Below are 25,858 nucleotides of genomic sequence, written 5' to 3' on the forward strand. Positions count from 1 at the left end.
CATTTGTTCATCGAGCAAAACGTCAATGAACTCAAAATAATAAGAAAGGACTTTTTTGTGACAGAGACTCAATTTAGCATGACCCTCAAACCGCGCTTTTGTGAAACCGATGCGTTAGGACACATTAATAACACGGTTATCCCAGTGTGGTTTGAAGCGGCTCGTGAGCCGATTTTTGAAATCGTAAATCCAGGGCAAGATTTAACCAAGTGGAACATGATCATTGCTGGTTTTACTATCGCCTTTACCGCGCCAACGTATTATGGCAAAGAAGTTATCGTTAAAACGCACATTAGTCGTTTAGGCAATAGCAGCTTTGATATATTACAAAGCTGTTGGCAGCACGGTAAAAAAACCGCTGAAGCGACCACCACGATGGTGCATTACAATTACCAAACTGAAAAAAGCGAACCGCTTGCTGAGCTTGTTCGTCAGCAATTGGCTGCATTAACCGGTGCAGCTTAGGGCTAACACAAAAGAAGGTGTTAACGTAAAAACTTGGCTACGTAACTGCAACTGGCACTGATGTTAAGTTTTTCTGTTTTCGCCCAAGCCAGTCCAGTTCGGACTAGCTTTTCAGCAATACCTTGGCCGCGTAAAGCGGGTGGTACGAAGGTGCGACTAAAATCAATATTTTGACCCTCTAAGTGATATTCAAGTACCGCCTCAACACCTTGTGTGATAACCACAAAACGATGTTGGCTAGCTTGGTGTTGCACGGTTACGGTGTCTTGATTGCTCATAGTGTGTTGTCCTATTACTTGTAATGCCGCTTATTTATGTGGCTATTGATGTTATGACTCATACTGTTACTCATGTTCCAATAAAGCACTGAGTAATTCTGGCGTGAGTTTGGCTTTTTTGCCGGTTTTAAAGTTAAACATCACCACTTTTGCCCAGCCGATAGTCGTCACTGCTTGCTGTGCTTTGCTGAACACGGTGTAATGCATCACAAAGCGGTCTTCATTGATATCGCTGATCTTTACCCCTACAACAATTGAGTCCGGAAAGGTTACTGGGCGCTTAAAGCGGGCATTGGTTTCGCTTAGTACCGGACCGACACCCGTAGTTTTTAGATCGTCGAGTAGGTTAATTTGGTTAAAGAAATCGAGACGAGCAGTTTCAAAATACTTAAAATACACCGAATTATTTACATGTTGCAGTGCATCCATTTCACCCCATGCTACTTGAATGTCTGTACTGATAGAATGTTGAGCTAAAAAGTCATTCATGGCGGTTCTCTGTTATGAATTAATAAATTAAACGCTTGTTTAAATTCTATCTGTTAATTTAACAGTCTGGACGATGAACAACAAGGGACAGTGGCTATTACAGTGAGTATATCCAGTGAACTTATAAGGATTTTCACCTTGCGAAAAGAGACTTTTTTAACAACATCAAATTTATGGATATCGTCATGTTGGACGGTGTTTAGTAGCCGATTTACTGAATTACAAACCAAACTGAGTTTGCCGCAGAAATTGTATTTGGTGGCGATAGTCTTACTGTTTGCCACAGACTCGGTGGCGTGGGTGGCCATTATCAGCGTGATAGCGATGTCGATTGAGTTCTGGAATTTATTTGAACGTATGTGGCACAGCTTGGCTGGCAAAGCGGTGTTGTTACTGTTTTATGCGATAGTGGCCAATTTTGCCCTGGCTAGCTCAAGTTCAGTGGTTAACGATGTGGTTGGCGTAGCAGCCAGTAGCTTTAATTACACCCATAACTTCGCCATTTTGCTCTACATTCCGGCATGGAGTGTGGTGATGAGCTGTATTGTGCTGTTATTACTACAGCTTATTTTTCCGCTAATGTTTGGTGTGTCTTTTATACTCCGCCCCTTTGGTGTGACCAACTTTCGCTTGATTAATCATGTGCATTTTCATCGTACAACCTTTTGGGTGCGAGTGATTCTTGCTGCAGTGGTGTTGTATCACCTCGCCATGCTGATGGACCTTTATGGTCAGGTTGAAAAAGCGTTGGATGATCCACAAGTGGTGCAACTAGTTGAAGCCGAAACCGAAGCGGAAATACTTGCTGATGATGGCTTGTCGATCATTGTTAAAACAGACCCTGCTAAGAAAGAACCACCCAAGTCTGAACCCAAAACAGCGAAACAAGTTGAACGCGAGCAAGAACTGGACGCCATTGATGAAATCGCCAAGCAGCCTTACAGTCATTTACGTAGCCAGTATTTTACCAGTGTGCGTAAAGCAATTGCGTTGTTTGCGTTTCAGTTGGAGGCGAATGCCAAATCCCGCTGTCAAAAACTACCGTTGTCGCATGTGGTCGAGCTTAATGATTATGAGATCCTTGAAATAACACCCGATATCAATGCGGAATATGGTTATCATTTTGAAGTGAAAAAATGTATTTCACCTGCATTTCCCAGTTAACAGGCACTTTGCAGACATAAAAAAAACGACCTAGATGGTCGTTTTTTTATGTCTAATCAGTCAGTGTTAATCGAACGCTAACTCACTAAAGCTGCTTATTTTTTTGCACGTGGCTTGGCGTTGGTCGGCGAAGCGGATCATTTGGCAAGTTGTCATGCCGGCGGCTTCTGCAGCTTTGAGCTCTTCTGCTACGTCCGATACAAATAAGATCTGCTTTGGTTTCAAGCTAATGGTGTTGCAAATATTACAGTAGGCTTGTTTGTCTAATTTATTGCCTGTGCGAGTATCAAAGTGACCATTGAACGAACCGGTTAAATCGCCTGCTTCGGTGTGGCTAAATAACAGCTTTTGCGCTTCGACAGAACCAGAAGAGAAGCTGTAAATACGAATGCCTTTTTCTTTAATGCGCTCAATGTTATCAATAAAGTCAGGGTAAATGTGGCCAGTAAACTCTACGCGGTTATAACCTTGTTTCCAGATTAATCCTTGTAGGGTTTTAAGTGGTGTTAGTTTACGGTCTTCATCGATCCATTGCTGTAAAATCTCAGTGACTCGTTCGAGTGTCGCGTCTGGTTCTAAGGCAATATCTTTAACATCGCTGATACAGTAATCAACCACAACGTTATGTTGGTTTTGCTCAAGAAATTCAGCCATCGCTTTTCTTGAGTAAGGAAATAACACATCCTGAATAAAGTTAAGATCGGTAGTGGTACCGGCGGTATCAACGATAATAGCTCTAATACTCATAAGATTTGTTACTCCAAAACAATAAATTAACGTAATGATGATCCTAAGCTTTATTGGCGATTAAGGCTAGTGCTATTCGTGATATTGCACCCTAGTTAGATGACTTTGAATGCAAGATGTGAGCTAAGTTTAGATATTACTAAATTGCCTTGTGTGATGTGGTCTGGTAGCTTCGGGTTAACTTAATTGTCACGTTTCACCAGGAAGGTACCATGCTTACAATAGGGAAAAAACGTTATATCAAATGGCCGAGCTTATGGGCTAAAAGTCTGTCTATATTCTTATTATTACTAAGCTTTTTCCACGTTAGTGTGGTGTTTGCTGCTGAAATGTTACCGCCAACGACCGAAACCCTGAGTGTGAAGTCCACTTTATTTAGCGAGCCAGCCGATTTTTTGGTGACCTTACCAAACAGTTATACCAAGCAAACCGATAAGCGCTACGTGGTGTTATTTGACTTACATCCTCGTAGCCATTTGTATTTAGCGGGTATGCATGACTGGATGAGTCATAACGGCGGTTGGCCGTGGTTAGAAACCATTATTGTTACCGCGCCCGACGGCCATCAAGGCTTGGGTAAGTTAAAACAGCGTGCGATAGAGCAGCAAGGCGACCAAGCACTACTGGACTTTTTTGAGCAAGATTTACTGCCCGCAATTGATAAACGCTATCGCACCAATGGCTTTCGTATTTTTAACGGCTTTACTGGCAATGCAGGTTTAGTGCTATACAGCTTAATTAATCGTCCTAGTTTATTTAATGCTTATATTGCTGCCAGCCCAGTGTTATCAACAGACTTTGCTTATGTGCTCAATGATGCGCCTAAAAAACTCAAAAGCATGCAAGGCAAACCAAGATTTCTATTTGTTAGCACCAGTGATAGCGACTTTGAACAAAGGCAGCTGGATTCGTTTGCTAGGCTTGAAGATATTATTCAAACCAATGCCAATGGTAGATTGAACTATCAAATAAAGCGTTTTGACGGCAGCTATTATATGACTCAGCCTATCTTGGCGACGGCATTAGGTATCGAGAAGATATTTAACGATGTTCACACTGTTCTAGCGGCGGATTCAGAAGTATCGCAACAAGGATCTAAAGCGATTCTAGCCTACTATAAACGGTTGTCTGATGAGGTTTATGGCTTTGATGTGCCAGCAATTGATTCGCTGTTAGCTTTAGGTAATAGTTTAGTTCAAGCAGCACCACAGCAAGCGATTGGGGTTTATCAAGATACGCTGAAAGCCTACCCTAAAGCACATTCGGCCTACCATGAGTTAGCCAGCGTTTATGCCGCTACAGGTAAAATGACTCAGGCTATTGAAGCTGAACAACAAGCGTTAGCAAGTACCGACCATCCGTTCTATCAAAACAAATACACTAAAAAATTAGCAGAGTTTCAAAACCAAGCTAAATAAAACTGATCTAAGTTAAGCCAAGCTGCAAAACGATAAATGACAATAAAGCCACAGCACGAGTATTCGCCCTGTGGCTTTATTGTGTAGCCTGCTCAAACAGTATTATTCTGAGCGGAAGCTTATTATTTCGAGCTGAGGTTGATTACGCAGCCGTTTCGCTGGCTAACCACTGATTAATTTTTTGCTCCATTAAATCTAATGGCAATGCGCCATTTTCTAATAAGCGATCGTGGAACACTTTAATATCAAACTTATCACCTAAGACTTGCTTGGCTTTGGTACGTAGTTCGATAATTTTCAGCTCACCTAACTTATAGCCGAGTGCTTGGCCTGGCCAAACGGCATAGCGCTCAATTTCGCCGGTGGCTTCTGATAAATGAATCCCTTCAGTTGCCACCGCGTAGTCAATGGCTTGTTCACGGCTCCAGCCTTTGGCGTGCATGCCTGTATCAACCACCAGGCGAACTGCACGATGTAACTCTGACTGCAACCGGCCAATGTTGTCGATAGGGTCATTAGCATAAATGCCCATTTCGGCCGCTAAACGTTCGGCATATAAAGCCCAACCTTCGCCAGCCGCATTGGAGTAAAACACTGTGCTTAGCAGTGGTAATTCATCAGATAAGCCAATAATGGTTTGTAAATGATGACCAGGATTAGTCTCGTGGTAGGTCAAGGTTTGTAATGAATAAGATGGCAGTGATGCCGTGTCATACAAGCTGATCCAGAAGGTGCCTTTACGCGAACCATCTTGCGAAGGGGCATCGTAAAATGCGCCGCTAGTAGAAGCTGCACGGCTGTCTGGTACCGCTTCAATAGCCACATCTTGATTAGGCAAGCGACCAAACCACTGTGGTAATTTTGCATCAACCAAGGCTAAGTCGGCATCAATATCGGCCATTAGCTGTTGCTTACCTTCAGGGGTATTAGGGTAAAGATATTGTGGGTCGTTGAGTAACACCTGCATGCGCTCACCGACGGTGCCATCAACATAACCGACTTCTTTGAGTAGCCCGTCCATCTCGGCAGTAATCCGGACGACTTCAGCTAATCCGAGTTGATGAATTTCATCAGCAGTTTTGGTCGAATTGCCTAAATGCTGGATAAGCGTTTGATATAACTTCGCCCCTTGGGGTAAACGCCCAATGCCTGCTTCATGAGTTGCTTTTGGACGTACGGCTTCTAAGGCGTTGATCAGTTGGCGGGTGGCGGCATAGTATTTAGTCTCGACCAGTTCCGTAGCAGACTTTACCAATGTATCGCTATCGACCACTTTGGCTGCGTTAAGTTTAGCGTTGAAGCTGGTCACTAAAGGATGGCTGTTTGCTGGGCCGCTGATTTGGGCCTGTAACCCACGCAGTGTGTTATCAATGACAAAGTCTGGTGGAATGACGCCTATGTCGGCATCATGGTTAAGCTTATCGATAAGCGTCCCCATCGCTGCAGGGTATATGCTTAAACGGTTTAAATAAGCGTTCGCTTCATCGGTATTGGTAACGGAAAATTTGTCTTCCATGTAACCGGGGAATTCAATTTGCAAACCCGATAAATGGTTTACGGCATAGGGTAAAAACCACACGCCATACTCGCCTAATACCGTGCCATAATTCACTGTTTGAGCAGGTAATAAAGCACCTTTCACTTCAGACTTTATCGCGTTTAAGCTGATTGTTTCTGAGGGAGTTAAGCTTGTTGCATCAATATCGTTGAGTTGACTCAGTATTGCCTTAAGCCCTTTGCGACGATGGGTTTCACCCGATGGGCTGTAGTCGGTGAGTTTAGACATCACTTTGGCATTGATGCTTGCGTCGCTCACGCCATAATAAGTGGCAATTTCAGGTCTGAGTACAAAATAGTCTTTAGTGATCGACTCTACTTGCTGCTTAAGACTGAGCTTAGTAGCAGACTTTCCCGCTGTTGCGGTGATAGAGTTGGAATTATTTTCAGGTGTTGCTGGATCTGAACATGCGCTGACGAGCAGACTGATGATTAAGACATTGAGAAGTTTTTTCATTGATTACTCATTAAGTTAATAGCGGTATTCAAGTACGAATATAAGCATATCCTAACAGTTATAGCGGTTAAGCTGTTGCAGTTTTTATATGCTTGTTATTGAAAAACATGAGAGTAAGTTTGACGATAAGGTGTAAATATGGTCTAACATTATTAGACATTGACATGAAAAGGAGAGAAGTATGTTAGGTGAAAGCCATGCGTTATTAGTTGATTTCCCTGAGTATCAAGACAAGATTTCATTGTTAACCGCCAATGATACTGAGTTTGCTGAAGATGCGAAGCTGTATCATAAATTAGATACTGAAATTCGTAAGCTGGAGTTACGCAATACTCCAACAAGTGATGACTTTATTGAGCAAGCAAAGCTTGACCGTTTGGTATTAAAAGATAAGTTGTATCAGTTGTTTACCCAAGCTTAATTCGTTTATTCAGCTTTTTGGCCATGTCGGTATTTAGATTGTGACGACATGGTCAATTTCTTGCTGTTATCTCAGTAATTCTTATTTGTTTTTATTATCTTTGATTTATGGCCTGCGGCCACTAAGGTCGTGGCGCTTCGCCCACACCAGACCAAGAGGAAACCAACGGCTGTTCCCTCTTGGAACTCCCAGCCGCCACATCAAAATTATCTGAAAAGCGATAATTTCGCGACGTGGTTGAATCCAGCTTTTGACTTCGTTTTGGTGTTCTTCGGCCTTATTCGAAAATGCTAACGCTTTCGGTGGTACATCCTGTACCTCGAAAGCTAGCCAGACATCCATGTCTGGACTCACGCTATTTTCTTCAACGCCCTCAATGTTATTGAATCCTGGTGGTTTTAGTCTGCTCACATATTCTTTTTGTTTGTAGTCTTAGTAGTCTAAATGTAAAGGCAACATGAATAGATTTAATTGCTTTACACTAAATAGATAGCAAATGTAGGATGTATATTAATCAATAACTTAAATGTCCGACTTTATTTGGCTAGCAGTTCAATAAGTTGTTAACAGTAAAAGGAATCTACATCTCGTGAAGTATGCCATTATACCTTTAGTTCTTGTTTTAGCTGGTTGCGCTCAAAACTCAGGCATCATTCCAATGGGCGGTGAAACTTATATGGTTTCTCGTCAAGCTGCTACAGGTTTTACTGGTATGGGTACGCTAAAAGCAGAGGCTATGACAGAAGCGTATGCACAGTGTCAAAAGTCAAAAAAAATGGTTAAGGTTCTAGAAACTATCGATGCAAAACCGCCATTTATATTTGGTAATTTCCCTAAAACCGAAATTCGTTTTAAGTGTATTGAAGAATCATAATCTAGTAAATTACTGTTAACAATTTGATGAATCAGGACAAATAACAGTTGGGTTTTGCTTCTATGTCACTTATTTTAGCCAAAATATTATTTTCCTCTTAATGAGGTGTTGGTATGTCCACTAATAAAGGAATATTTCGTGGGATCAGAATTTCAGAACCAATTTTGTTATGTATCTACGCTAGAACATCAAAGTACATTTTATGGAAAGTATATTTATCTATACACCGACAAAGGTCAGCTTTCACTTACAAATGATGGTTTAGAATACCTCGGTAAAAAAAATAATTATTCCATTACTCGTAGCTCAATAAAAAACATTGAAATATCTCACTATTCTCGGGTTGCAAAACCTTTTAAGTTAAACTGTATTAAGATTAGTTATATAGTTGATTCAGTTGAAAATACTATTTATTTAACACCTACAGGTTCAGGTTTTACTCCTATTTATAAAACCAATCAGTTAGTAAAAAATTGGTTCTCTAAATTAATGGAAATTATGCCTGAGTTACAAAATACCTAACAAATATGAGCTCCCGCCAGTCTTTAGGTATTAGCCTTAACGCGTTTCCCCTTAAAACGCGTTAGGCCAATTCTACTTATCAATAAACCATACTCAACGCAGCTTACTCTTTTGCAAATACTTTACGGCCGTTTACCCAGGTGGCGATGACTTTGTTTTGCCAGATCTGTTGTGGGTCGATTGTAAAATAGTCATCTTCGACTAGGATAAAGTCTGCTTTTTTACCGGGTTCTAATGAGCCTAATAACTGTTCTTGATGGCCCGCGTAGGCGGCGTCGATGGTGAAGCTTTTGAGTGCTTCGATGCGTGATAGTTTTTCAGTGGCGAGCCAGCCGTCTAGTGGTTGGTTAACATGGTCTTGGCGGGTTACGGATGCATGCAATCCAAAAAATGGGTTGGGCGATTCAATAGGGAAGTCTGAACCATTGGCGATGACGGCATTAGCGTTTAACAGCTTGCGCCACGCATAAGCACCGGCCAAGCGGGCTTTACCTAAACGGTTTTCTGCCATGTTTTTGTCGCTGGTGGCGTGGGTTGCTTGAATCGATGCGATAACCCCAAGTTGGGAAAAACGCGGTATGTCGGCTAAATCGAGAATTTGTGCATGTTCAATGCGATGGCGTAATGCTTTTGAGTCGGTTGCTGCAATGGCGGTTTGGTATTTATCGAGTACCACTTGATTGGCGTTGTCGCCAATAGCGTGGGTATTAACCTGAAAGCCTGCTTTCATCGACTGTAAAATCAGTTTGCCGAGTTGATCGTCTGAATACAGCATTAAGCCTTTATGGCCGGGTTGGTCTGAATATTCTTTGATTAACGCCGCACCACGGCTGCCAAGCGCGCCATCGGCTGATATTTTAACGCTGTCGACTTTAAACATGTCATTAGCAGTGGTGATATGGCCTTGCTTTAAGATGGTGGTAAAGCGAGGGTCTTCAACCGATAGCATGCCATTAACCCGCACGCTCATGGCATTGTTCGCTGCTAATTGTTGGTATGCCTTGATGTTGTCGATGTTGATGCCGGCATCGTGCACACTGGTTAGCCCGTATGACGCTAGGCTATCCATCGCTAGGGTTAAGGTTGATTGTAATTGCTGCTGATTGAGATCGGGGACTATGTTAAACACTAAGTTCATCGCATTGTCGATTAATACACCGGTAGGGTTACCTTGCTCGTCTTTGACAATTTCACCGCCTTCTGGTGCCACAGTGGTTGACGAAATTCCCGCGAGCGCTAACGCTTTGCTGTTAACCCAAATGGCATGACCGTCAACTCGGCCAAATGACACTGGATTAGCTTTAAAGGCTTTATCTAGACTTTCTTTAGTCGGAAATTGTTTGCTGTCCCATAATTCTTGGTTCCAACCGCGGCCCATTAGCCATCCGTCAGTTGGGTTGTTTTTACTAAATGCTTTTGCACGTTCAACAGCTTGTTGTTCGCTACTGGTGTTGGTTAAGTCTGCGGTTAATAAACTCAAACCATAACCTAGCACATGACCGTGGGCGTCGATTAATCCAGGTAATAAGGTTTTACCTTTACCATCAATTGAGGTGATATCAGTTGCACTCGGTAAGGCTTGGTTTAAGGTAAATAGTCGATCAATTTTGTCGTCAGTAAATTGGATAGCATTGAAGGTTTGCAGTTTTCCGTCAACGAGCGTGTAGCCATTAACGTGATGCATCAGTGTGGTTTGTGCCATGGTGTTTGCGCTTAAACTAGCCAAGCTTAATGCCACTGATAGCGCTAAATATTCCTTTCTCATTTGTTTTCCCTTTCTATGACGACGATTAATCAGCATCCATTAAATGTTAATTAATGGTTAATGGCAAGGGGCAGTGCAAGTCGTCTTAAGGGGGGGGAGATTGATGGGGCTATATAGAGGAAATACTCATTGCTGTGTAAATTTATCGCCCAGCTAATACTGGGCGATAATCGTTAAGGCTAGTTGAACTTAGCTAGGGTGCTGGCTAATTCGTTTACATCCAGTACGTTGTAGTCTGGTTGTGCTGCTAGTGGGAACAACACTTTACCTTGGCGACGAATAAAGGCGGTTTGTAAGCCTGCTTTATCTGCACCGGCAATATCCCAGCCGTGCGCGGCAACCATTAACGCTTCATTTGCATTAACACCTAAATCTTTAATGGCCCATTGGTACGTTTTTAAATGCGGCTTAAATACTCCAACAGACTCTATGCTTAAGTTGGCATCAAAATACTGGCTTAAATTAGCATTTTTAAGCTGTAAGGTTACGCCTTCCAATGATGAATTGGTTAAGGTGACTAGTTTGTAGCCTTGGGCCTTCAATTTAGCTAAACCTTCCGCAACATCTGGGTGAGCGGGTAATGAACGAAGTGGCGTTAAAATGGCGGTTTTAGCTTGTTCTGGTGTAATGGCAATGCCGTTGATTTCGGCTACCATTTGCAGTGACGCAACGCCAATGCTACCAAACGTTTGGTAATCACCTGTAGCTGAAACTACTAAAGAATGATGCAGCATGGTTGAGAACCATAATGGCAGTAAATCTTCACGGCCATTAAGCGCTTTACCCACAGAGGCGCGCATATTTTCAAGATCTAACAAGGTTTCATTCACATCAAAAATAATCACTTTAGGCTTAACTAATGGTGCTTGCACCGCAGTATCTGCTAGATCTTTAGCAAAAGCGCTACTGGTATTAAGCATAAAAAAAGCTGTCGCAAGCGATATTAAAACACGGATTTTCATAAAACCTCTGGCAATGTGATGTTGGTTGAAAAGAACTTATCGAGTATTCATCTCACTATTGTTGTCTGTGATACTGACGATAACAAGTTGAACAATTGTTCATTAATATAGTCAGCCTAAATGAAACTGACCTTAAAATCACGGTTTTATTGCCCAGTAGTTTAATAAATCTGAACTCGGGATTTGAGGTGACGTACATAGCAGCGCCACTGGAGATAGACATTATCGCCAGTGGTACTGCTATTAGTAGTGAGTTTTAGTTGACGTTGTGGCTATTTGATTGAGAAAAGTTGAGCCCAATTATTTAACTGTTTAATTGGGTAGCGCAACTACCTGACCATTTTTTACAACGGTTTTACACAGGTTCACTCCGTAAGCATAAGCTAATTGTGCTGGAGTGGTGATATCCCACAAACAAAAATCAGCTTGTTTACCTACGGTAATACTGCCGACATTATTGTCGATACCAAGTGCTTTTGCAGCATTAATGGTTACACCTTGTAAGGCTTCTTCTGGGGTGAGTTTGAATAAGGTGCAAGCCATATTGAGCATCAATAAAGTGGAGCAAATAGGCGATGACCCCGGATTAAAATCGCTGGCAATAACCATTGGCACCTTGTATTGACGCATTAAGTCGATTGGCGGTAATTGGGTTTCGCGTAAAAAATAAAATGCGCCGGGTAACAAGGTTGCACAGGTACCACTTTCGCTTATGGCTTTAATACCTGCTTCATCTAGAAACTCAATATGATCGACCGATTTAGCCCCAAGCTTGGCTGCTAAGGCGCTGCCGCCCATATTGGTTAATTGCTCAGCATGCAGTTTAATCTGCAGACCTGCCTGTTTAGCCGCAGTTAATACTCGCTCAGTTTGCTCAAGATTAAAGGCGATATTTTCACAAAATACATCGACGGCATCAGCAAGGTTTTCGGCGATTACCGCGGGGAGCATGTCATTAATGACGAGGTCAATATAGGCATCTGCATTGTCTTTATATTCTGGCGGAATAGCATGGGCGCCCAAGAAGGTGGTGCTTACATCAATGTGATGATGTTCGCCTAGCTCACGCGCAACGCGCAATAATTTAAGTTCTGTTTCGGTGTTCAAGCCGTAACCAGATTTAATTTCAACCGTGGTGACGCCTTCTCTGGCGAGGGCGTTTAAGCGTTGTCGACCCAGTTCAAATAACTCAGCTTCATCAGCTTCACGACAGGCGTTAACGGTTGAAATAATACCGCCGCCAGCCCGTGCGATATCTTGGTAACTCGCACCTTGTAAGCGTTGTTCAAACTCATTGGCGCGATTACCGGCAAAGACTAAGTGGGTGTGTGCATCGATAAGTCCTGGTGTTATCCAGCCGCCTTTGCCTCTGTAAACTGGGGTTGCCAGTACATCAAATTCAGGTAGTTCACTGCGCGGGCCAACCCAAGCAATTTTGCCATCTTTTATAGCAATAGCCGCTTGAGGTATTACGCCGTAAGCCCCTTGGATATGGGTATCCATGGTGGCCACGTTTACATCAATCCACACTTGATCCCACGACATGAAAACCCCTAAAAATGCATTAATTATTGATTGCTAAACAATACTTGTTTTAACTTGTATATACAAGGTAGGATGAATGATGTGTTTTTAAACAGCAATGACATTATTGTCTAAAAAACCGAGAGCTGCTGATATGGCCCAAGCAAAGTTTGCCCAAATAAAACAATTCATTTTGAGCCGTATTGAAACGGGCGAATGGCAAGAAAACGACCGAGTGCCGTCTGAAAATCAGCTAACTGAATTGTTCGCCTGTAGCCGTATGACAGCAAGGCGGGCGTTAACTGAGCTGGTGGACTCGGGCGTATTAGAGCGCACTCAAGGGGTAGGCACCTTTGTGGCAGGTTTAAAGTCGCAATCGTCATTACTGGCTATTCGTAATATTGCCGACGAAATAAAAGATCGTGGCCATGGCTACAGTGTTAACCAGCTTGAATTGAGACAAATCGAGGCTAGCACAACAGTGGCTAATGCACTGGGGTTGGAATTGGGCAGCCCTGTATTTTATTCGGTGTTGGTGCATTGCGAACAAGGCTTACCATTACAAGTGGAAGAGCGTTATGTAAACCCACAGCTGGTGCCTGATTACCTTCAACAAGATTTTAGCTCACATACTCCCCATGAATATTTGTCGGCAGTAGCGCCACTGACAGAGGCCAAGCATACCGTTGAAGCCATTATGGCTAACGAGCTGTTACAACAAAGGTTGTCGATTGCTGCAACGGAACCTTGCTTACAAATTTTACGTCGTACCTGGTCACGCCAAGGTGTGGTCAGTTTTGCTCGTTTAGTTCATCCGGGCAGCAAATTCAAACTAGGCGGCCATTTAACCTTTGCGCGTTAAATGGTGGTATCGAAAATGAAAACCGTAAGACATTAAACATAAACAACAAGACCAATAAAAAACCAAACTGAATAAACTCAGTTGAAGAGGAACATATGGATAAACGACACGATCCAAGCCGTCGCATTATTGCGCCACACGGTACCCAATTACAGTGTAAAAGTTGGCTAACCGAAGCTGCGATGCGCATGTTAATGAACAACTTACACCCTGATGTCGCCGAACGCCCAGAAGACTTAGTGGTGTACGGCGGCATTGGCCGCGCCGCACGCGATTGGCAAAGTTACGACAAAATTATTGAGGTGCTTAAACGTCTTGAAGACGATCAAACTTTATTAGTGCAGTCTGGTAAACCTGTTGGGGTGTTTACTACTCATAGCAATGCGCCACGGGTCATTATTGCTAATTCAAACCTAGTGCCACATTGGGCGAATTGGGAACACTTTAACGAGCTGGATAAAAAAGGTTTGGCGATGTATGGCCAAATGACTGCGGGTTCGTGGATTTATATTGGTTCGCAAGGCATTGTTCAAGGCACTTACGAAACGTTTGTCGCCATGGCTAAACAGCACTTTAATGGCTCGTCAGCGGGTAAGTGGATTTTAACTGGCGGTTTAGGCGGCATGGGTGGTGCACAACCACTGGCTGGTACTATGGCGGGCTATTCGGTATTAACCTGTGAAGTAGATGAAACCCGTATCGATTTTCGCATGCGCACTGGTTACGTCGACAAAAAAGCCACTTCATTAGATCAAGCATTAGCGATGATTTATGAAGCAAACCAAAGCGGCAAGCCGGTTTCGGTCGGTTTATTAGCGAATGCCGCCGATGTGTTTACAGAGCTAGTGACCCGCGGCATTGTGCCTGATGTGGTGACAGACCAAACCTCCGCGCACGACCCATTAAACGGTTATTTACCTCAAGGCTGGACTTTAGAATACGCCGATCAAATGCGTAAAACTAACGAAGCGGCAGTCGTTAAAGCGGCGAAGCAGTCAATGGCAGTGCAAGTTAGAGCAATGTTGGCATTACAGGCAGCCGGTGCAGCAACCACAGATTATGGTAACAATATTCGCCAAATGGCCTTTGAAGAAGGCGTCACGAATGCGTTCGACTTCCCTGGGTTTGTACCAGCATATGTACGGCCATTATTTTGTGAAGGTATTGGACCATTCCGTTGGGTAGCCTTGTCTGGCGATCCGGAAGATATCTACAAAACAGATGCCAAAGTCAAAGAGCTGATTCCAGATAATCCGCAGTTACACAATTGGCTCGACATGGCGCGTGAGCGTATTGCGTTTCAAGGCTTACCTGCACGCATTTGCTGGGTAGGGCTTAAAGATCGTGCCCGCTTAGCGTTAGCTTTTAATGAAATGGTCAAAAACGGTGAGTTATCGGCACCAATTGTTATCGGTCGTGATCACTTAGATTCTGGCTCAGTTGCCAGCCCAAATCGCGAAACAGAAGCCATGTTAGACGGCTCCGATGCGGTGTCAGATTGGCCATTAATGAATGCCTTACTCAATACGGCTAGTGGTGCAACTTGGGTGTCATTGCATCATGGTGGCGGCGTTGGTATGGGCTTTAGTCAACATTCTGGAGTGGTGATAGTGGCCGACGGAACCGATGAAGCTGCCGTGAGATTAGGCCGAGTATTGTGGAACGACCCTGCTACTGGGGTAATGCGTCATGCAGATGCTGGCTATGAAATTGCAAAAAAATGTGCCAAAGAGCAAGGCTTAGACCTGCCAATGTTAGGAGCTTAATCCATGTCGACTTATTCATTTGAACTTATTCCAGGTACGTTAACACTGGCGCAGACTCGTGCGATCAGCCGTAATAGTGTCAAGCTTACCCTTGCGAAAGAAGCGATTAAAGACATTAATCAAAGTGCTGAAATCGTCCAACAAGTATTACGTGAAGGCCGTACTGTTTACGGTATCAATACTGGCTTTGGCTTGTTAGCCAACACTAAAATTGTTCCAGAAGATCTGCAATTATTGCAACGCTCTATTGTATTGTCCCACGCCGCTGGCATAGGAAAATACATGCAAGATGCTACCGTGCGCTTAATGATGGTGTTAAAAATTAACTCATTAAGCCGCGGTTTTTCAGGTATTCGTTTAGAGGTTATCGAGTTTCTCATCCAGCTAGTGAATGCTGGTGTGTATCCGTGTGTGCCAGAAAAAGGATCAGTCGGGGCATCGGGTGACTTAGCGCCATTAGCTCACATGTGTTTACCTTTGTTAGGTGAAGGTGAAATGAGCTATCAAGGGCTGATTATCTCAGCAGCGGAAGGGCTTGAGATTGCCGGGCTTGCACCTATTGAATTAGCAGCCAAAGAAGGCTTAGCGTTACTGAATGGTACGCAAGCCTCAACAGCGCTGGCGCTTGAAGGCTTGTTTAATGCAGAAGATTTGTTTGCCGCCAGTTCAATCATTGGTGCCATGAGTGTTGAAGCCGCGATGGGCAGCCGTAGTCCATTTGATGCACGCATTCATGCTGCGCGCGGGCAAAAAGGTCAAATCGATTCGGCAGCTATTTTCCGTCATATATTAACAAGTGAGTCTGAAATTAGCTTAAGTCACACTAATTGTGAAAAAGTACAAGATCCATACTCACTGCGCTGTCAGCCACAGGTTTTAGGTGCGTGCTTAACCCAAATCCGTCAAGCAGCAGAAGTGCTTGGCGCTGAGGCAAACGGTGTTACTGATAATCCATTGGTGTTCCAAGATACGGGCGATATTATTTCGGGCGGTAACTTCCATGCCGAACCCGTTGCGATGGCGGCTGATAACCTCGCGATTGCGATTGCTGAAATGGGCTCTATTTCGGAGCGCAGAATGGCGTTGTTGATTGATTCTAGCTTGTCTAAGTTACCACCATTTTTGGTGGATAACGGTGGGGTGAATTCTGGCTTTATGATTGCCCAGGTCACTGCAGCTGCACTCGCATCGGAAAACAAAACCTATGCGCATCCGGCCTCGGTAGACAGTTTACCGACATCGGCAAACCAAGAAGATCATGTGTCGATGGCGACCTTTGCTGCACGACGTTTACGCTACATGAGTGAAAATACCCGTGGCGTGTTGGCGATTGAGTTGTTAGCTGCTGCACAAGGACTCGACTTTAGAAAGCCGTTGCAACCAAGCGCAGCTGTGGCGCTGGCCAAAGCTGAACTGCGTGAAATAGTGACGTTTTATGATAAAGACCGTTACTTTTCACCTGATATCGAGAACTCGGTCGACTTGTTGTATGGCGCCAGTTTTAACCGATTGCTACCGCAGGGCATGTTACCGAGTTTTTAATTAAGCGAAACTACATGTCATGAACAGGATATGTTTAGAGTAATTTGATAAAGGACCGCAAGGTCCTTTTTTATTATCTTTTATTGCCCACGCGTCAAAGCTAATTTTTGTTTAATCTTGTTTGGGTATACTCACATTCATTGCAACTGTTAACATAATCGTGAAAATAGTAACTTGCATTAAATTTATCATCTTGACCGATAGAGTCGATGTTTCGGTAACGTTATACATCAACACCATGCATAATGAGCACACTGATAAGCCTGTGAATGTTTGCTTGCATTTATGCGGTTTAATTTACGTCTTTTGATTGAGTAAAGGGCAAACGTGGCTAAGGATTTGTTTGTGAATACAGAAGTGCGGATTGAAATTGCGGCTTGGTTAACCCGTTTGGGTATTAATAGCCAACCATCGGATGGTGTCGCAACATCGATATTAATTTTGGCTTGTGTGGTTGTAGCAGGTTTAAGTTATTACATTACCCATCGATTTGTCGTTCACGGTGTGAATGCAGTGATCCGCCGATCCTCGGTGACTTGGGACGATATTTTCATGCGCTTTAATGTGTTTGAACGTCTCGCTATTTTGATCCCCATTTTAATCCTCGATTTATTGATCCCTATTGTGCTCACCGAGCATGAGTTGATTAGCGCTTTTATTGACCGTTTCCTTAGCGCGTTGTTAGTGTTTTTTATGATTAGAGCTGTGTATAGCGGGTTGAATGCGATTGATGAAATTGCTGATATTAATCATGTTAATCGCCGTTTACCGGTAAAAAGTTTTGTGCAGCTGACTAAGTTATTCCTATTTTTTATTGGGTTAATTGTTGTCTTTGCTATTCTAGCCGACCAGTCGCCTATTTATTTCTTTAGTGGTTTAGGGGTTGCTACCGGTTTGGTTATGTTGGTGTTTCGAGACACAATTCTGGGTTTTGTTGCTGGAATTCAACTTGCTGCTAACCGCATGGTGAGTAAAGGCGATTGGATCCAAATGGATAAATACGCTGCAGACGGCGCCGTTGAAGATGTAACCTTAACCACAGTGAAAGTACGAAACTGGGACAATACCATCACCATGATCCCAGCTTATGCATTAGTGTCTGATGCATTTAAGAACTGGCGCGGCATGTCCGAGTCGGGCGGTCGACGAATTAAGCGCTCAATCAATATCGACGTCAATAGCATTCAGTTTTTGACCGATGAAGAACGTATTCGCTTAGGCAAAGTCAATTATTTGAAAGAGTATTTACCGCAAGTATTCAGTGAAATCAGTGTTGCTAATGCCAACATAAGTGATATTGAGATGAAGGTGAATGGCCGTCATTTAACCAATATCGGAACATTTAGAGCATACTTACAAGAGTATTTACGTCGTCATGACAAAGTACATAAAGACATGACATTGATGGTAAGGCAGCTTGCTCCAACCACTGAGGGCTTGCCGATAGAATTATATATTTTTACCAATGATATTCGTTGGACCTATTATGAAGCGATTCAGGCAGACATTTTTGATCACATTTTTGCCGTGTTACCTGAGTTTGGTTTACGTGCGTTTCAAAGCCCAACAGGTACTGACATTCGCAGCATAAAGCAATGTACCGAACAGCATTGATAAGCCGCCAGATAAGCGATATTTGCAGTGGTTAAATTCCTGGTATTAATATCATTGCTGTTGCTGTTGCTGTTGCTGTGGTGGGCGATGCCCGTGCAAGCTAATTGGTTTAATGATATCAATAGGCAAGTTCGCTCGATAGACGTTGAAAAATCACTGACTGCCGAGCCGTTAACCGCCGCAGAGCTAGCTGATTACCCAACAAACTATCAATTTGAACGAGTAATAGTACCAAGCCATCAAACTCCGCTGTTTGTGTTACAAGCAGGGCTTGAGCACCGTGACACTGTGGTGCTTATTCACGGTTTAGGTGAGTTAGCCTCTAAAGACTGGTTAACGGTTATTCCCGCGTTAGCAAAGCAGTATCATGTTGTTGCTATCGATTTACCTGGTTTTGGCTTATCGCAAGGTGCGGTATTTACCTATTCACCCAAAGAATATGCCAAGGTGATCGATTGGGTCATTAGCCATTATCGTCATCCAAACGCGCAGGTACATCTTGTAGGACATTCGATGGGGGCGGCGATTAGCTTATATTATGCGAGCCAGTACCCAGGCAAAGTTGAGCAACTCGTACTGGTCGATGCCGCCGGTATTTTAGACCGGACTGCGTATCTAAAACAGATTTCTAAACGAGGTATGGCTAGTAGCGAATTACCACAAGGCTTACGCCGAGTGTTAGCTCGGGTTGATAACTTTGCCGATAAGATACTAGAGAAAACTGGAACCGGGTTAGATCCAACGAAATGGTTAAGTCACAATGAGTCTATTCGTAATATGACCATTGGCGAACAAACCAACACTAATGCGGCATTAGCATTAATGGAACAAAACTTCTCTGTGCTTAATTACCAACAGATGCCTGCGACGCAGTTAATTTGGGGCGCAGATGATCAAGTTGCGCCACTACGGACCGCTCAAGCACTGCTACATGTATTACCCACAGCACAACTGCAGGTTATTGCTGGTGCAGGGCATGTACCGATGAAATCGCATCCACACATCTTTAATCAAATGTTATTAACGGGTCTAGCATCGACTTCTACTTTTCCTTCTAATGCTAATGTTTTGGCTCGTGAGCAACATTCAGAAAATAGCAGTCAGCGTATTGGCAAATGCTATCAAGAAAGCCAACAATATTTTTCTGGGCATTATGATCTGCTCATTATTGAAGACTGTAAATTGGTGTTCATTGACAATGTTGATGTAAACCAGCTCACGATGAGTGACTCGATTGTAACCATCAAGTCTAGTCGCATAGGTATGCAGCAGAAAAAGATGAAGATCGCCCGCAGTACTATTAGTGCCACAGACACTCATTTTTTGGGTGAGATTAACAGTACTCGCAGTCGGTTTGATTTAGCTGGGGTAACCTTTTGGGGTGAGTCTCCGGTGTTCATCTCGCAAGAGTCGACTCGGCTAGTGCTATCTTTAGTGCGGATCCATACGCCAACGCACGTTATACGTTTAGGCGGCAGCTATGTGCTAGCCGCTGAGAGTTTAGAAAGCGTGTTATAAAAACCGCTGAATGCTGTGTAAGACACTTCTTGTATATCCAACACTGTCGCACTTCTGATTAATCAATATAAGCTAATTGAACGTTAATTATTGCAGTACTATTTCTGCTGATAATCAGGAACCATTTTTGGATGATAACCTTTGATTGAACGGTAAAAATCCATTAACTGATTTATTTCGCGTTCAATATCTCCCGTCGGTCTTAACGGTTTGGCAATCACAACCGCTTTGCGGCCAAAATCTAATCCGATTGGCACTATATCAACATCCGCTTTGGCTGCGATATGGTAAAAACCACTTTTCCAACGAGTTACAGGGCTACGTGTGCCTTCAGGTGCTAAGGCCAGTTTATAAAGTGGATCTTGTTGGAATAACAGCACCACGCCATCAACTAAATTATTGTATTTACGTCTATCGACAGGGCTACCGCCCATGGCGCGAAATAGCCATCCCCAGGGCGGAATAAACAGCTGATGCTTGCCTAAAAAATGAATTTTGGTGCCTAAGGCGCTGCGGGCGATAATGCCAATGATGAAATCCCAATTACTGGTATGCGGACCAACAATAATGACGCATGGCTTAGTATTATCGAGTTGGCCATCAAATTCCCAACCCAGTATTTTGAGTAATCCTAAGCAAAGTGAACTGAACATAGTGCGACCCCAATCATTGAGCTTTATTAAGCTTCTTGTTATTTCAATTTGTCAGCAAAACTGGTGTGGTTAATTGACGTTAATTTGTTGGTGGCATCTGCTGATGCGTACTTTAGCTGATGTGTTATCAGCATAGCCTGCAATCGTACTCATTTCATGCTTAACCTCAATTGGGCTAAGGCATGAGATAAATGTGATTAGTTAAGTTGCTACAAACTTGCCATTGGCTAGCTATTGACGCGTTATTTCATCTTGTTAGCAGAATAAATAACAAGTTTGATAGCGATAGTGACTAAGATTATGTTTTTTATTATGACCTCCTGAACTCTTATCTCGAGTTCAGGTTAACTAATATGCTGCGCTAATGAGTGGTTGGCTTATCAAACTCAGCGATGTGTTTTGCTTCGTCTAGAATAACCTGTTCTAACTCTGCTTCTGATTTCATCCGCTCAAAATCAAACTTCATCCGTTGTTGTTTTGGTAGCTCATTACGCGCTTCCATGATGGGATGGTTTCTAATCAGCTCATAATGGGTAAACAGGTTAGGGAAGTCTGCCACAACTTGTTCTGACAAGGATAATGCATCAAATAATTTACCTATGCGCATAACGCCTTCAGACAGTTCACAACGATCTTCTAGCATTGCTGCGGCAATGTAACGGATATCAGTCAGTATTTGTTGTCTACGTTCTTCAGCTTTAGCCTTACGCTCAGAAAGTGCTTGTTGATTAGCTTGTGTTGTACGTTTAAGCGTTAACAGTAAGTGTGTTGCGTAGGTAGCAAGGGCTACAATGATGAGTAGAGCAATTACGATGGCGGTTGTAGACACAATTTATCCTTTTTTGAATACAAAACTGGCGCGATTTGCGCCAGTTTTTTGATATCAAACCAAGAAATAGCTTGGTATTACTTTCATCGAGCAGATTAATCTTTCTGCTGATAATCTTTAAGCATATCGGCACCTGATTCAAAACGATTTAATAGTTCATCGTCACTCAGTTGCTTTTTAGGACTTTGTGTTGGCGTATCATCGCCTTCAGTTAGGCCTAAGCTCAACATCAGTTGCTCAATTTTGTCTAATTGAATATTCAACCACTTTTGATCAGTGTCAGATAAATCACGACCTTCTTCAAGTTGGTCAAGTAACTGATTTAGTCTTGGATCATCTTCAAGTTTCAGTAACTTCTGTTCGTCAGTCAGTTTAGGCTGTTTAGGCTTAACCACTAATGGCGCGGTAACAGACGTAGGTAAAGTAAGTGCTACCGGCTTTTTGCTGCCATGACGGACATCTTTACTCTTAACCGAAGTGTTACCTGATGCTTGTTTAAGCAACGTTTCATTGTGACGGCTGCCTGATTTACGGCCGGTTTCAGATTTTTTACCATCGACCGCGTTGCGATCAACTTTTTTTACTCTAGGTGCAAACTTAGCGCCGTTTTCGCCGCCTTTGCGAGTTTTTTTACTGCGAGCCATGATGTTCTCGTTAGGTTTTCTAAACACGTCCTTGCAGAGCAATTTCTACAAGGCACTAAATAAGGATGCGCTTTATATCAGATTTTGATGATTTTTGCATCAAAACCAGATCTTTCGATGCAAATAATAGCTCAAAATCACTATTTAATGCTAAATATTCGAATGTCTGCTGCTGGTAAAAGCTTACATGAGTTGGATTGTTTTTGTAATGCCATTTGGCAAAATGGTCTTGATCGGTCAATAAAGGCGTGCCTATTGCTAACCAGCCATTGGGTTTAACCAGTTGATTGAGTAATTTCCATTCACGGTGTGGATGACGAAAGTGTTCGAATACCCGGTAACAACATACAAAATCATAGCTATGTTGCAGTACCGACTGATCTGCAGCAAAGAATGGGTCGTACTGATTAACAAGATGACCAGCATCAACAATAGATTGTCTGCTCTGTTCGTCAAGTAAGCGGCCAAAATTAAGACCAGTTAACGCACCGCTCTGTTGCTGAGATATTTGGGCTAATAGTGGCAGAATAAATTGCGATAATGGTTTCTGACTCGATGACTTTTGCGATCGACCGTAACGCTGACGCTCAACATCTGGCATAAGATGTGATTTTGGGTTAGCAAAGACTAAGCCACACCGTTCGCAGATGTAGAAAGCTCTTTTTTTGTCTTGAACAAAAAAATCAGCACTATGATTACAAAGCGGACATACGTTCATCAAATACAGCATTACCTAAGTATTGACTTAATAAACGATTATATAGCGAATGTGGTTAATTTAAAGTAAGTATTTGAAATGAAGTTGATATTGAGGCTATTTGGGCATAAAAAAAAGCGGCAGTATAAACTGCCGCCTCGTAAAATAGTGCCTAACGCACTTTATTCTGATTCCAAGTATCCGTACTTGCTATGTGACTATCCCGGTCAGATCTTTATTTCTTCTGCTTTCCATGCCGTTTTTAATTGTTATTGGTCATCAATGACGCTTTTTTATATTCTGTTGCCGTCCTGACTACAGCTTCCGTAGATGGTCTTCAATGACGCATCATTATCCTAATTGTCTTCAATGACATTAGTTAACCATCCTTGTTACTTTATACCTTCGAGCGATAAAGCTTCCAGTGGGTGCATCCTCAGCAATAAGCTTTGTTTGCCATTATTTGAATCCTTCAAATAATGCTCTGGGTTATCAGTCACTCTGTTGTGTAAGGCAGTGCTAAATAGCATGTCGACCAATCGGTCTATTCCTTACAAATTCTGCGACCAGTATTTCAAAATGAAATCTCGACTCATATTATTATTATTAGTGAGTGGTCTTAAATTATTATTATTATGAATTATCTTTATTCTTATATCTTAAATGTATCAGTCCGAAACCTGCTTGATGTTATTAGATTTATGTTACAAACAGTTGGGTTTACCTCGGTACGGGGTGTATTTAACGCTAAAAGTGTGAACACTGTCAAGTAATAATCGATGAAGCTTACGTCAACGTCAACTTGGTGGCGTAAAAAAAGGGCTAGAAAGCCCATTTTTTTATTAGTAAATATTCAAGGGTATTAGTGCTTAATACTTGAAATATATTTAGATAATGCTTCGATATCAGCATCAGATAATTTTTTAGCTACATCTTGCATCATGCCATTTAAATCGTTGTGACGAACTCCATCACGAAATTGTGTTAGCTGAATTTTGATATAGTTAGCATGCTGACCACCCACGACAGGGAAGCCTGCAGCAGCTGCGCCTTTGCCTTCAGGACCATGACAGGCAACACATGCTGTAATACCACGAGCGGCGTCACCGCCTTTATACAGTTTTTCACCTGCTGCGGGTACGTCGGCAACATCGGCGACAACTTGTACTTGGCTTGCAAAGAATGCTGAAACATCAGCGATGTCTTCATCACTGAGCCCCATTGCAAAACCGATCATAATTGGGTTCATGCGACCTTCAGCACCACCGGTTTTAGCAGCAAGACGAAATTCGGTTAATTGTTTTTCAAGATAGGCAGGGTGTTGTCCTGCTAATTTAGGATACATATCAATCATGCTATTGCCGTCAGCACCGTGACAGGCAGAACATACGATTGCTTTAGTTTTGCCTGCTTCAGCATTACCTTCAGCCATAACTGATGATGACATAGCGGCGACTACAGACAGCGCAAGAGCTAACTTTTTCATGGCGTTCCAACTTCTAGTTAATTTATTGTCCTGAGCTTACTAGGAAGACCCGCAAGCGTGGTAAAATGTTTTTTCCAAGCGCTCTGATGTAGTTTACGATGCTCGTGAAGAGCTAGATCATTTATGACTACATCACACATATCAGCGTTGCTTGGGTATATAATGTGATCAGGCTAATATTTTACACGAAAATGTGCAAAAGTAAGCAATTGTTAAAAATTTATGGTAATGCGTTTACTAGAAGTAATTTAATTGGAGTTAAGAGTGACAGAATCTCGTATCGATTTCCGTAGGGCTAAGTTTTTAATCAGTGCGCCGGATATTGCGCATTTAGATCAGTATCTTCCTGGGGATATCGGGGTGGAGATTGCGTTCGCTGGGCGCTCTAATGCCGGTAAGTCCAGTGCGCTAAATGCGCTTACTGAACAAAAAAGTTTAGCTCGAACCAGTAAAACGCCAGGTCGAACCCAATTGATCAACGTGTTTCAGCTAGATGATGATCGTCGTTTAGTCGATTTACCTGGCTATGGTTTTGCGCAAGTTCCTTTAGCATTAAAACATAAATGGCAAGAGGCGCTTGGCGAATATCTACAAAAGCGTGCTTGTTTAAGTGGCGTGGTGGTATTGATGGATATCCGTCATCCATTGAAAGATCTCGATATGCAAATGATTGAGTGGGCAGTATTAAGCAACATTCCTGTATTAGCATTGCTAACAAAATCGGATAAATTGACTCAAAGCGTCAAAATGAAAACCGTTAATGATGTGCGTGCAGCCTTAAAAGATTTTGGTGATAAAGTGCAAGTTGAGACACTATCGTCGCTAAAAGGCACCGGTAAGCCCAAAGTGTTGAGCATCTTAAATGATTGGTGTCATCCAGAATGGTTAGCTGAGCAGAAGGCAGAGCAAGCGTCGGAGTCGGAGTTGGCACCAGAGTAGCGGTCGAGTGATATAAAAGATTAGCAAAATTAAGAACCGGCAAATATGTCGGTTTTTTTTCGTCTGAGTTTTCTACGTTGTAACAATGGCGATTTTTAAGCAAAAAAAAACCGATAACCAAACGGCCATCGGTACAAATAAATTAGCTCTTTTGGGGAGAAGCTAAATTCAACAAGACTCAAGTGCCATCAACTCAATTTGATGACTCTCAATAAACCTATAATAACTGTTTTTTAACCAACATTAAAGTATTTACTCTAAATATTTTTAATGATGAAAAAAAATCAAAAAAAAGCCCCAGCAACCTAAGTTGCTGGGGCGCCGAATTTGGCTAGTCACTATCGCTAGTGAAATAAAGGTTTGAAAGATTGAACATCTTAACCTCTGTACCCTACAACGAATATAATAGCTTATTCGCCTTAAAATGAAAAACTGTTTTTCATAAAAAGATATAATAACTGTGACTGCAAACTCAAAATAGTCTTTATTTGCCGCTTAGAACGATGAACTAGTCGGTTATATATCATTAAATTGGTCATTGAGGCATAGGTTGAGTAATAGAGGATGCATAGGTGGTGAGGATATTTATTGCGCTAAGCGTTCATTTCATTTCAGTTCATTTCATTTCATTTCAGTTTAGCCATAGTTACAATGTCCAAATAAAA

Annotated in this window: 24 protein-coding genes; 12 read left to right on the forward strand and 12 right to left on the reverse strand. The window is 42.5% G+C overall.

Features of this window, described 5'->3' with window-relative positions; translation table 11 throughout:
* Positions 1-78: 78 nt before the first annotated feature.
* Positions 79-465: an acyl-CoA thioesterase gene (locus AAEY99_RS03085; RefSeq protein WP_409085827.1), complete on the forward strand. Its 387-nt coding sequence runs from the start codon at positions 79-81 to the stop codon at positions 463-465.
* A 20-nt stretch (positions 466-485) separates the two neighbouring features.
* Here the strand turns inward: AAEY99_RS03085 and AAEY99_RS03090 are convergent, their stop codons facing one another.
* Together AAEY99_RS03090 and AAEY99_RS03095 are read right to left on the reverse strand one after the other, a co-directional pair.
* Positions 486-743: a GNAT family N-acetyltransferase gene (locus AAEY99_RS03090; protein ID WP_182744659.1), complete on the reverse strand. Its 258-nt coding sequence runs from the start codon at positions 741-743 to the stop codon at positions 486-488.
* 66 nt (positions 744-809) lie between these two features.
* Complete coding sequence (locus AAEY99_RS03095) at positions 810-1,232, reverse strand: acyl-CoA thioesterase (protein ID WP_011639375.1); 423 nt, start codon at positions 1,230-1,232, stop codon at positions 810-812.
* Positions 1,233-1,370: 138 nt separating this feature from the next.
* Between AAEY99_RS03095 and AAEY99_RS03100 the strand changes: the two genes are divergently transcribed.
* Complete coding sequence (locus AAEY99_RS03100) at positions 1,371-2,396, forward strand: hypothetical protein (protein WP_351009095.1); 1,026 nt, start codon at positions 1,371-1,373, stop codon at positions 2,394-2,396.
* Between the two features lie 66 nt (positions 2,397-2,462).
* Here the strand turns inward: AAEY99_RS03100 and mtnC are convergent, their stop codons facing one another.
* The gene (gene mtnC / locus AAEY99_RS03105; protein ID WP_101088632.1) at positions 2,463-3,143 is read right to left on the reverse strand and encodes an acireductone synthase; all 681 of its coding nucleotides are present in this window, start codon (positions 3,141-3,143) and stop codon (positions 2,463-2,465) included.
* Between the two features lie 212 nt (positions 3,144-3,355).
* Between mtnC and AAEY99_RS03110 the strand changes: the two genes are divergently transcribed.
* Positions 3,356-4,561: an alpha/beta hydrolase-fold protein gene (locus AAEY99_RS03110; protein ID WP_351009098.1), complete on the forward strand. Its 1,206-nt coding sequence runs from the start codon at positions 3,356-3,358 to the stop codon at positions 4,559-4,561.
* A 142-nt stretch (positions 4,562-4,703) separates the two neighbouring features.
* Here AAEY99_RS03110 and AAEY99_RS03115 read toward each other — a convergent pair whose 3' ends face one another.
* The gene (locus tag AAEY99_RS03115; protein ID WP_351009100.1) at positions 4,704-6,575 is read right to left on the reverse strand and encodes a DUF885 domain-containing protein; all 1,872 of its coding nucleotides are present in this window, start codon (positions 6,573-6,575) and stop codon (positions 4,704-4,706) included.
* Between the two features lie 181 nt (positions 6,576-6,756).
* On the opposite strand from AAEY99_RS03115, the gene AAEY99_RS03120 reads away from it, so the two are divergent.
* The 3 genes from AAEY99_RS03120 (at position 6,757) to AAEY99_RS03130 (ending at position 8,392) form a co-directional block, all read left to right on the forward strand.
* Positions 6,757-6,996: an HP1242/YdcH family protein gene (locus AAEY99_RS03120; protein ID WP_101088629.1), complete on the forward strand. Its 240-nt coding sequence runs from the start codon at positions 6,757-6,759 to the stop codon at positions 6,994-6,996.
* A gap of 589 nt (positions 6,997-7,585) precedes the next feature.
* Complete coding sequence (locus AAEY99_RS03125; RefSeq protein WP_243638288.1) at positions 7,586-7,870, forward strand: hypothetical protein; 285 nt, start codon at positions 7,586-7,588, stop codon at positions 7,868-7,870.
* Positions 7,871-8,008: 138 nt separating this feature from the next.
* Positions 8,009-8,392 carry a hypothetical protein gene (locus tag AAEY99_RS03130; RefSeq protein ID WP_351009103.1) on the forward strand — a complete coding sequence of 128 codons (384 nt, stop codon included), beginning with the start codon at positions 8,009-8,011 and terminating at the stop codon, positions 8,390-8,392.
* A 103-nt stretch (positions 8,393-8,495) separates the two neighbouring features.
* Here the strand turns inward: AAEY99_RS03130 and AAEY99_RS03135 are convergent, their stop codons facing one another.
* From AAEY99_RS03135 to hutI, 3 genes are all read right to left on the reverse strand, one after another.
* Entirely contained in the window at positions 8,496-10,157 is a 1,662-nt protein-coding gene (locus AAEY99_RS03135; RefSeq protein WP_351009105.1) for an amidohydrolase, read from the reverse strand.
* 179 nt (positions 10,158-10,336) lie between these two features.
* A complete protein-coding gene (locus tag AAEY99_RS03140; protein ID WP_409085826.1) occupies positions 10,337-11,113 on the reverse strand; it encodes a haloacid dehalogenase type II in 777 nt (258 codons plus the stop codon).
* Between the two features lie 318 nt (positions 11,114-11,431).
* The gene (gene hutI, locus AAEY99_RS03145; RefSeq protein WP_351009108.1) at positions 11,432-12,664 is read right to left on the reverse strand and encodes an imidazolonepropionase; all 1,233 of its coding nucleotides are present in this window, start codon (positions 12,662-12,664) and stop codon (positions 11,432-11,434) included.
* Positions 12,665-12,797: 133 nt separating this feature from the next.
* On the opposite strand from hutI, the gene hutC reads away from it, so the two are divergent.
* The 5 genes from hutC to AAEY99_RS03170 all read left to right on the forward strand — a co-directional run bounded on the left by hutC (position 12,798) and on the right by AAEY99_RS03170 (position 19,945).
* On the forward strand, positions 12,798-13,505 hold the full coding sequence (gene hutC / locus AAEY99_RS03150; protein WP_101088691.1) for a histidine utilization transcriptional repressor HutC: 708 nt from the start codon (positions 12,798-12,800) through the stop codon (positions 13,503-13,505).
* A 95-nt stretch (positions 13,506-13,600) separates the two neighbouring features.
* Positions 13,601-15,271 carry a urocanate hydratase gene (hutU, locus tag AAEY99_RS03155; protein WP_351009110.1) on the forward strand — a complete coding sequence of 557 codons (1,671 nt, stop codon included), beginning with the start codon at positions 13,601-13,603 and terminating at the stop codon, positions 15,269-15,271.
* Between the two features lie 3 nt (positions 15,272-15,274).
* On the forward strand, positions 15,275-16,813 hold the full coding sequence (gene hutH / locus AAEY99_RS03160) for a histidine ammonia-lyase (protein WP_351009111.1): 1,539 nt from the start codon (positions 15,275-15,277) through the stop codon (positions 16,811-16,813).
* Between the two features lie 345 nt (positions 16,814-17,158).
* The gene (locus AAEY99_RS03165; RefSeq protein WP_101088621.1) at positions 17,159-18,427 is read left to right on the forward strand and encodes a mechanosensitive ion channel family protein; all 1,269 of its coding nucleotides are present in this window, start codon (positions 17,159-17,161) and stop codon (positions 18,425-18,427) included.
* 93 nt (positions 18,428-18,520) lie between these two features.
* Complete coding sequence (locus AAEY99_RS03170) at positions 18,521-19,945, forward strand: alpha/beta fold hydrolase (protein WP_351009113.1); 1,425 nt, start codon at positions 18,521-18,523, stop codon at positions 19,943-19,945.
* A gap of 98 nt (positions 19,946-20,043) precedes the next feature.
* On the opposite strand, the gene AAEY99_RS03175 is transcribed toward AAEY99_RS03170, so the two are convergent.
* The 5 genes from AAEY99_RS03175 to AAEY99_RS03195 all read right to left on the reverse strand — a co-directional run bounded on the left by AAEY99_RS03175 (position 20,044) and on the right by AAEY99_RS03195 (position 24,254).
* On the reverse strand, positions 20,044-20,598 hold the full coding sequence (locus AAEY99_RS03175) for a lysophospholipid acyltransferase family protein (RefSeq protein ID WP_101088619.1): 555 nt from the start codon (positions 20,596-20,598) through the stop codon (positions 20,044-20,046).
* A gap of 361 nt (positions 20,599-20,959) precedes the next feature.
* Positions 20,960-21,427, reverse strand: coding sequence for a DUF2489 domain-containing protein (locus tag AAEY99_RS03180; RefSeq protein WP_101088618.1), 468 nt, complete (start codon positions 21,425-21,427; stop codon positions 20,960-20,962).
* 95 nt (positions 21,428-21,522) lie between these two features.
* Complete coding sequence (yihI, locus tag AAEY99_RS03185) at positions 21,523-22,071, reverse strand: Der GTPase-activating protein YihI (RefSeq protein WP_101088617.1); 549 nt, start codon at positions 22,069-22,071, stop codon at positions 21,523-21,525.
* A 55-nt stretch (positions 22,072-22,126) separates the two neighbouring features.
* On the reverse strand, positions 22,127-22,789 hold the full coding sequence (locus AAEY99_RS03190; RefSeq protein ID WP_101088616.1) for a methyltransferase domain-containing protein: 663 nt from the start codon (positions 22,787-22,789) through the stop codon (positions 22,127-22,129).
* An 841-nt stretch (positions 22,790-23,630) separates the two neighbouring features.
* The gene (locus AAEY99_RS03195; RefSeq protein ID WP_350998334.1) at positions 23,631-24,254 is read right to left on the reverse strand and encodes a c-type cytochrome; all 624 of its coding nucleotides are present in this window, start codon (positions 24,252-24,254) and stop codon (positions 23,631-23,633) included.
* Between the two features lie 264 nt (positions 24,255-24,518).
* On the opposite strand from AAEY99_RS03195, the gene yihA reads away from it, so the two are divergent.
* Positions 24,519-25,193 (forward strand): ribosome biogenesis GTP-binding protein YihA/YsxC, encoded by a 675-nt coding sequence (yihA, locus tag AAEY99_RS03200; protein WP_101088614.1) that lies wholly within the window; start codon positions 24,519-24,521, stop codon positions 25,191-25,193.
* The last annotated feature ends 665 nt before the right edge of the window (positions 25,194-25,858 follow it).

Source organism: Shewanella sp. S1-58-MNA-CIBAN-0166 (genome assembly GCF_040310085.1).
Taxonomy (GTDB): domain Bacteria; phylum Pseudomonadota; class Gammaproteobacteria; order Enterobacterales; family Shewanellaceae; genus Shewanella.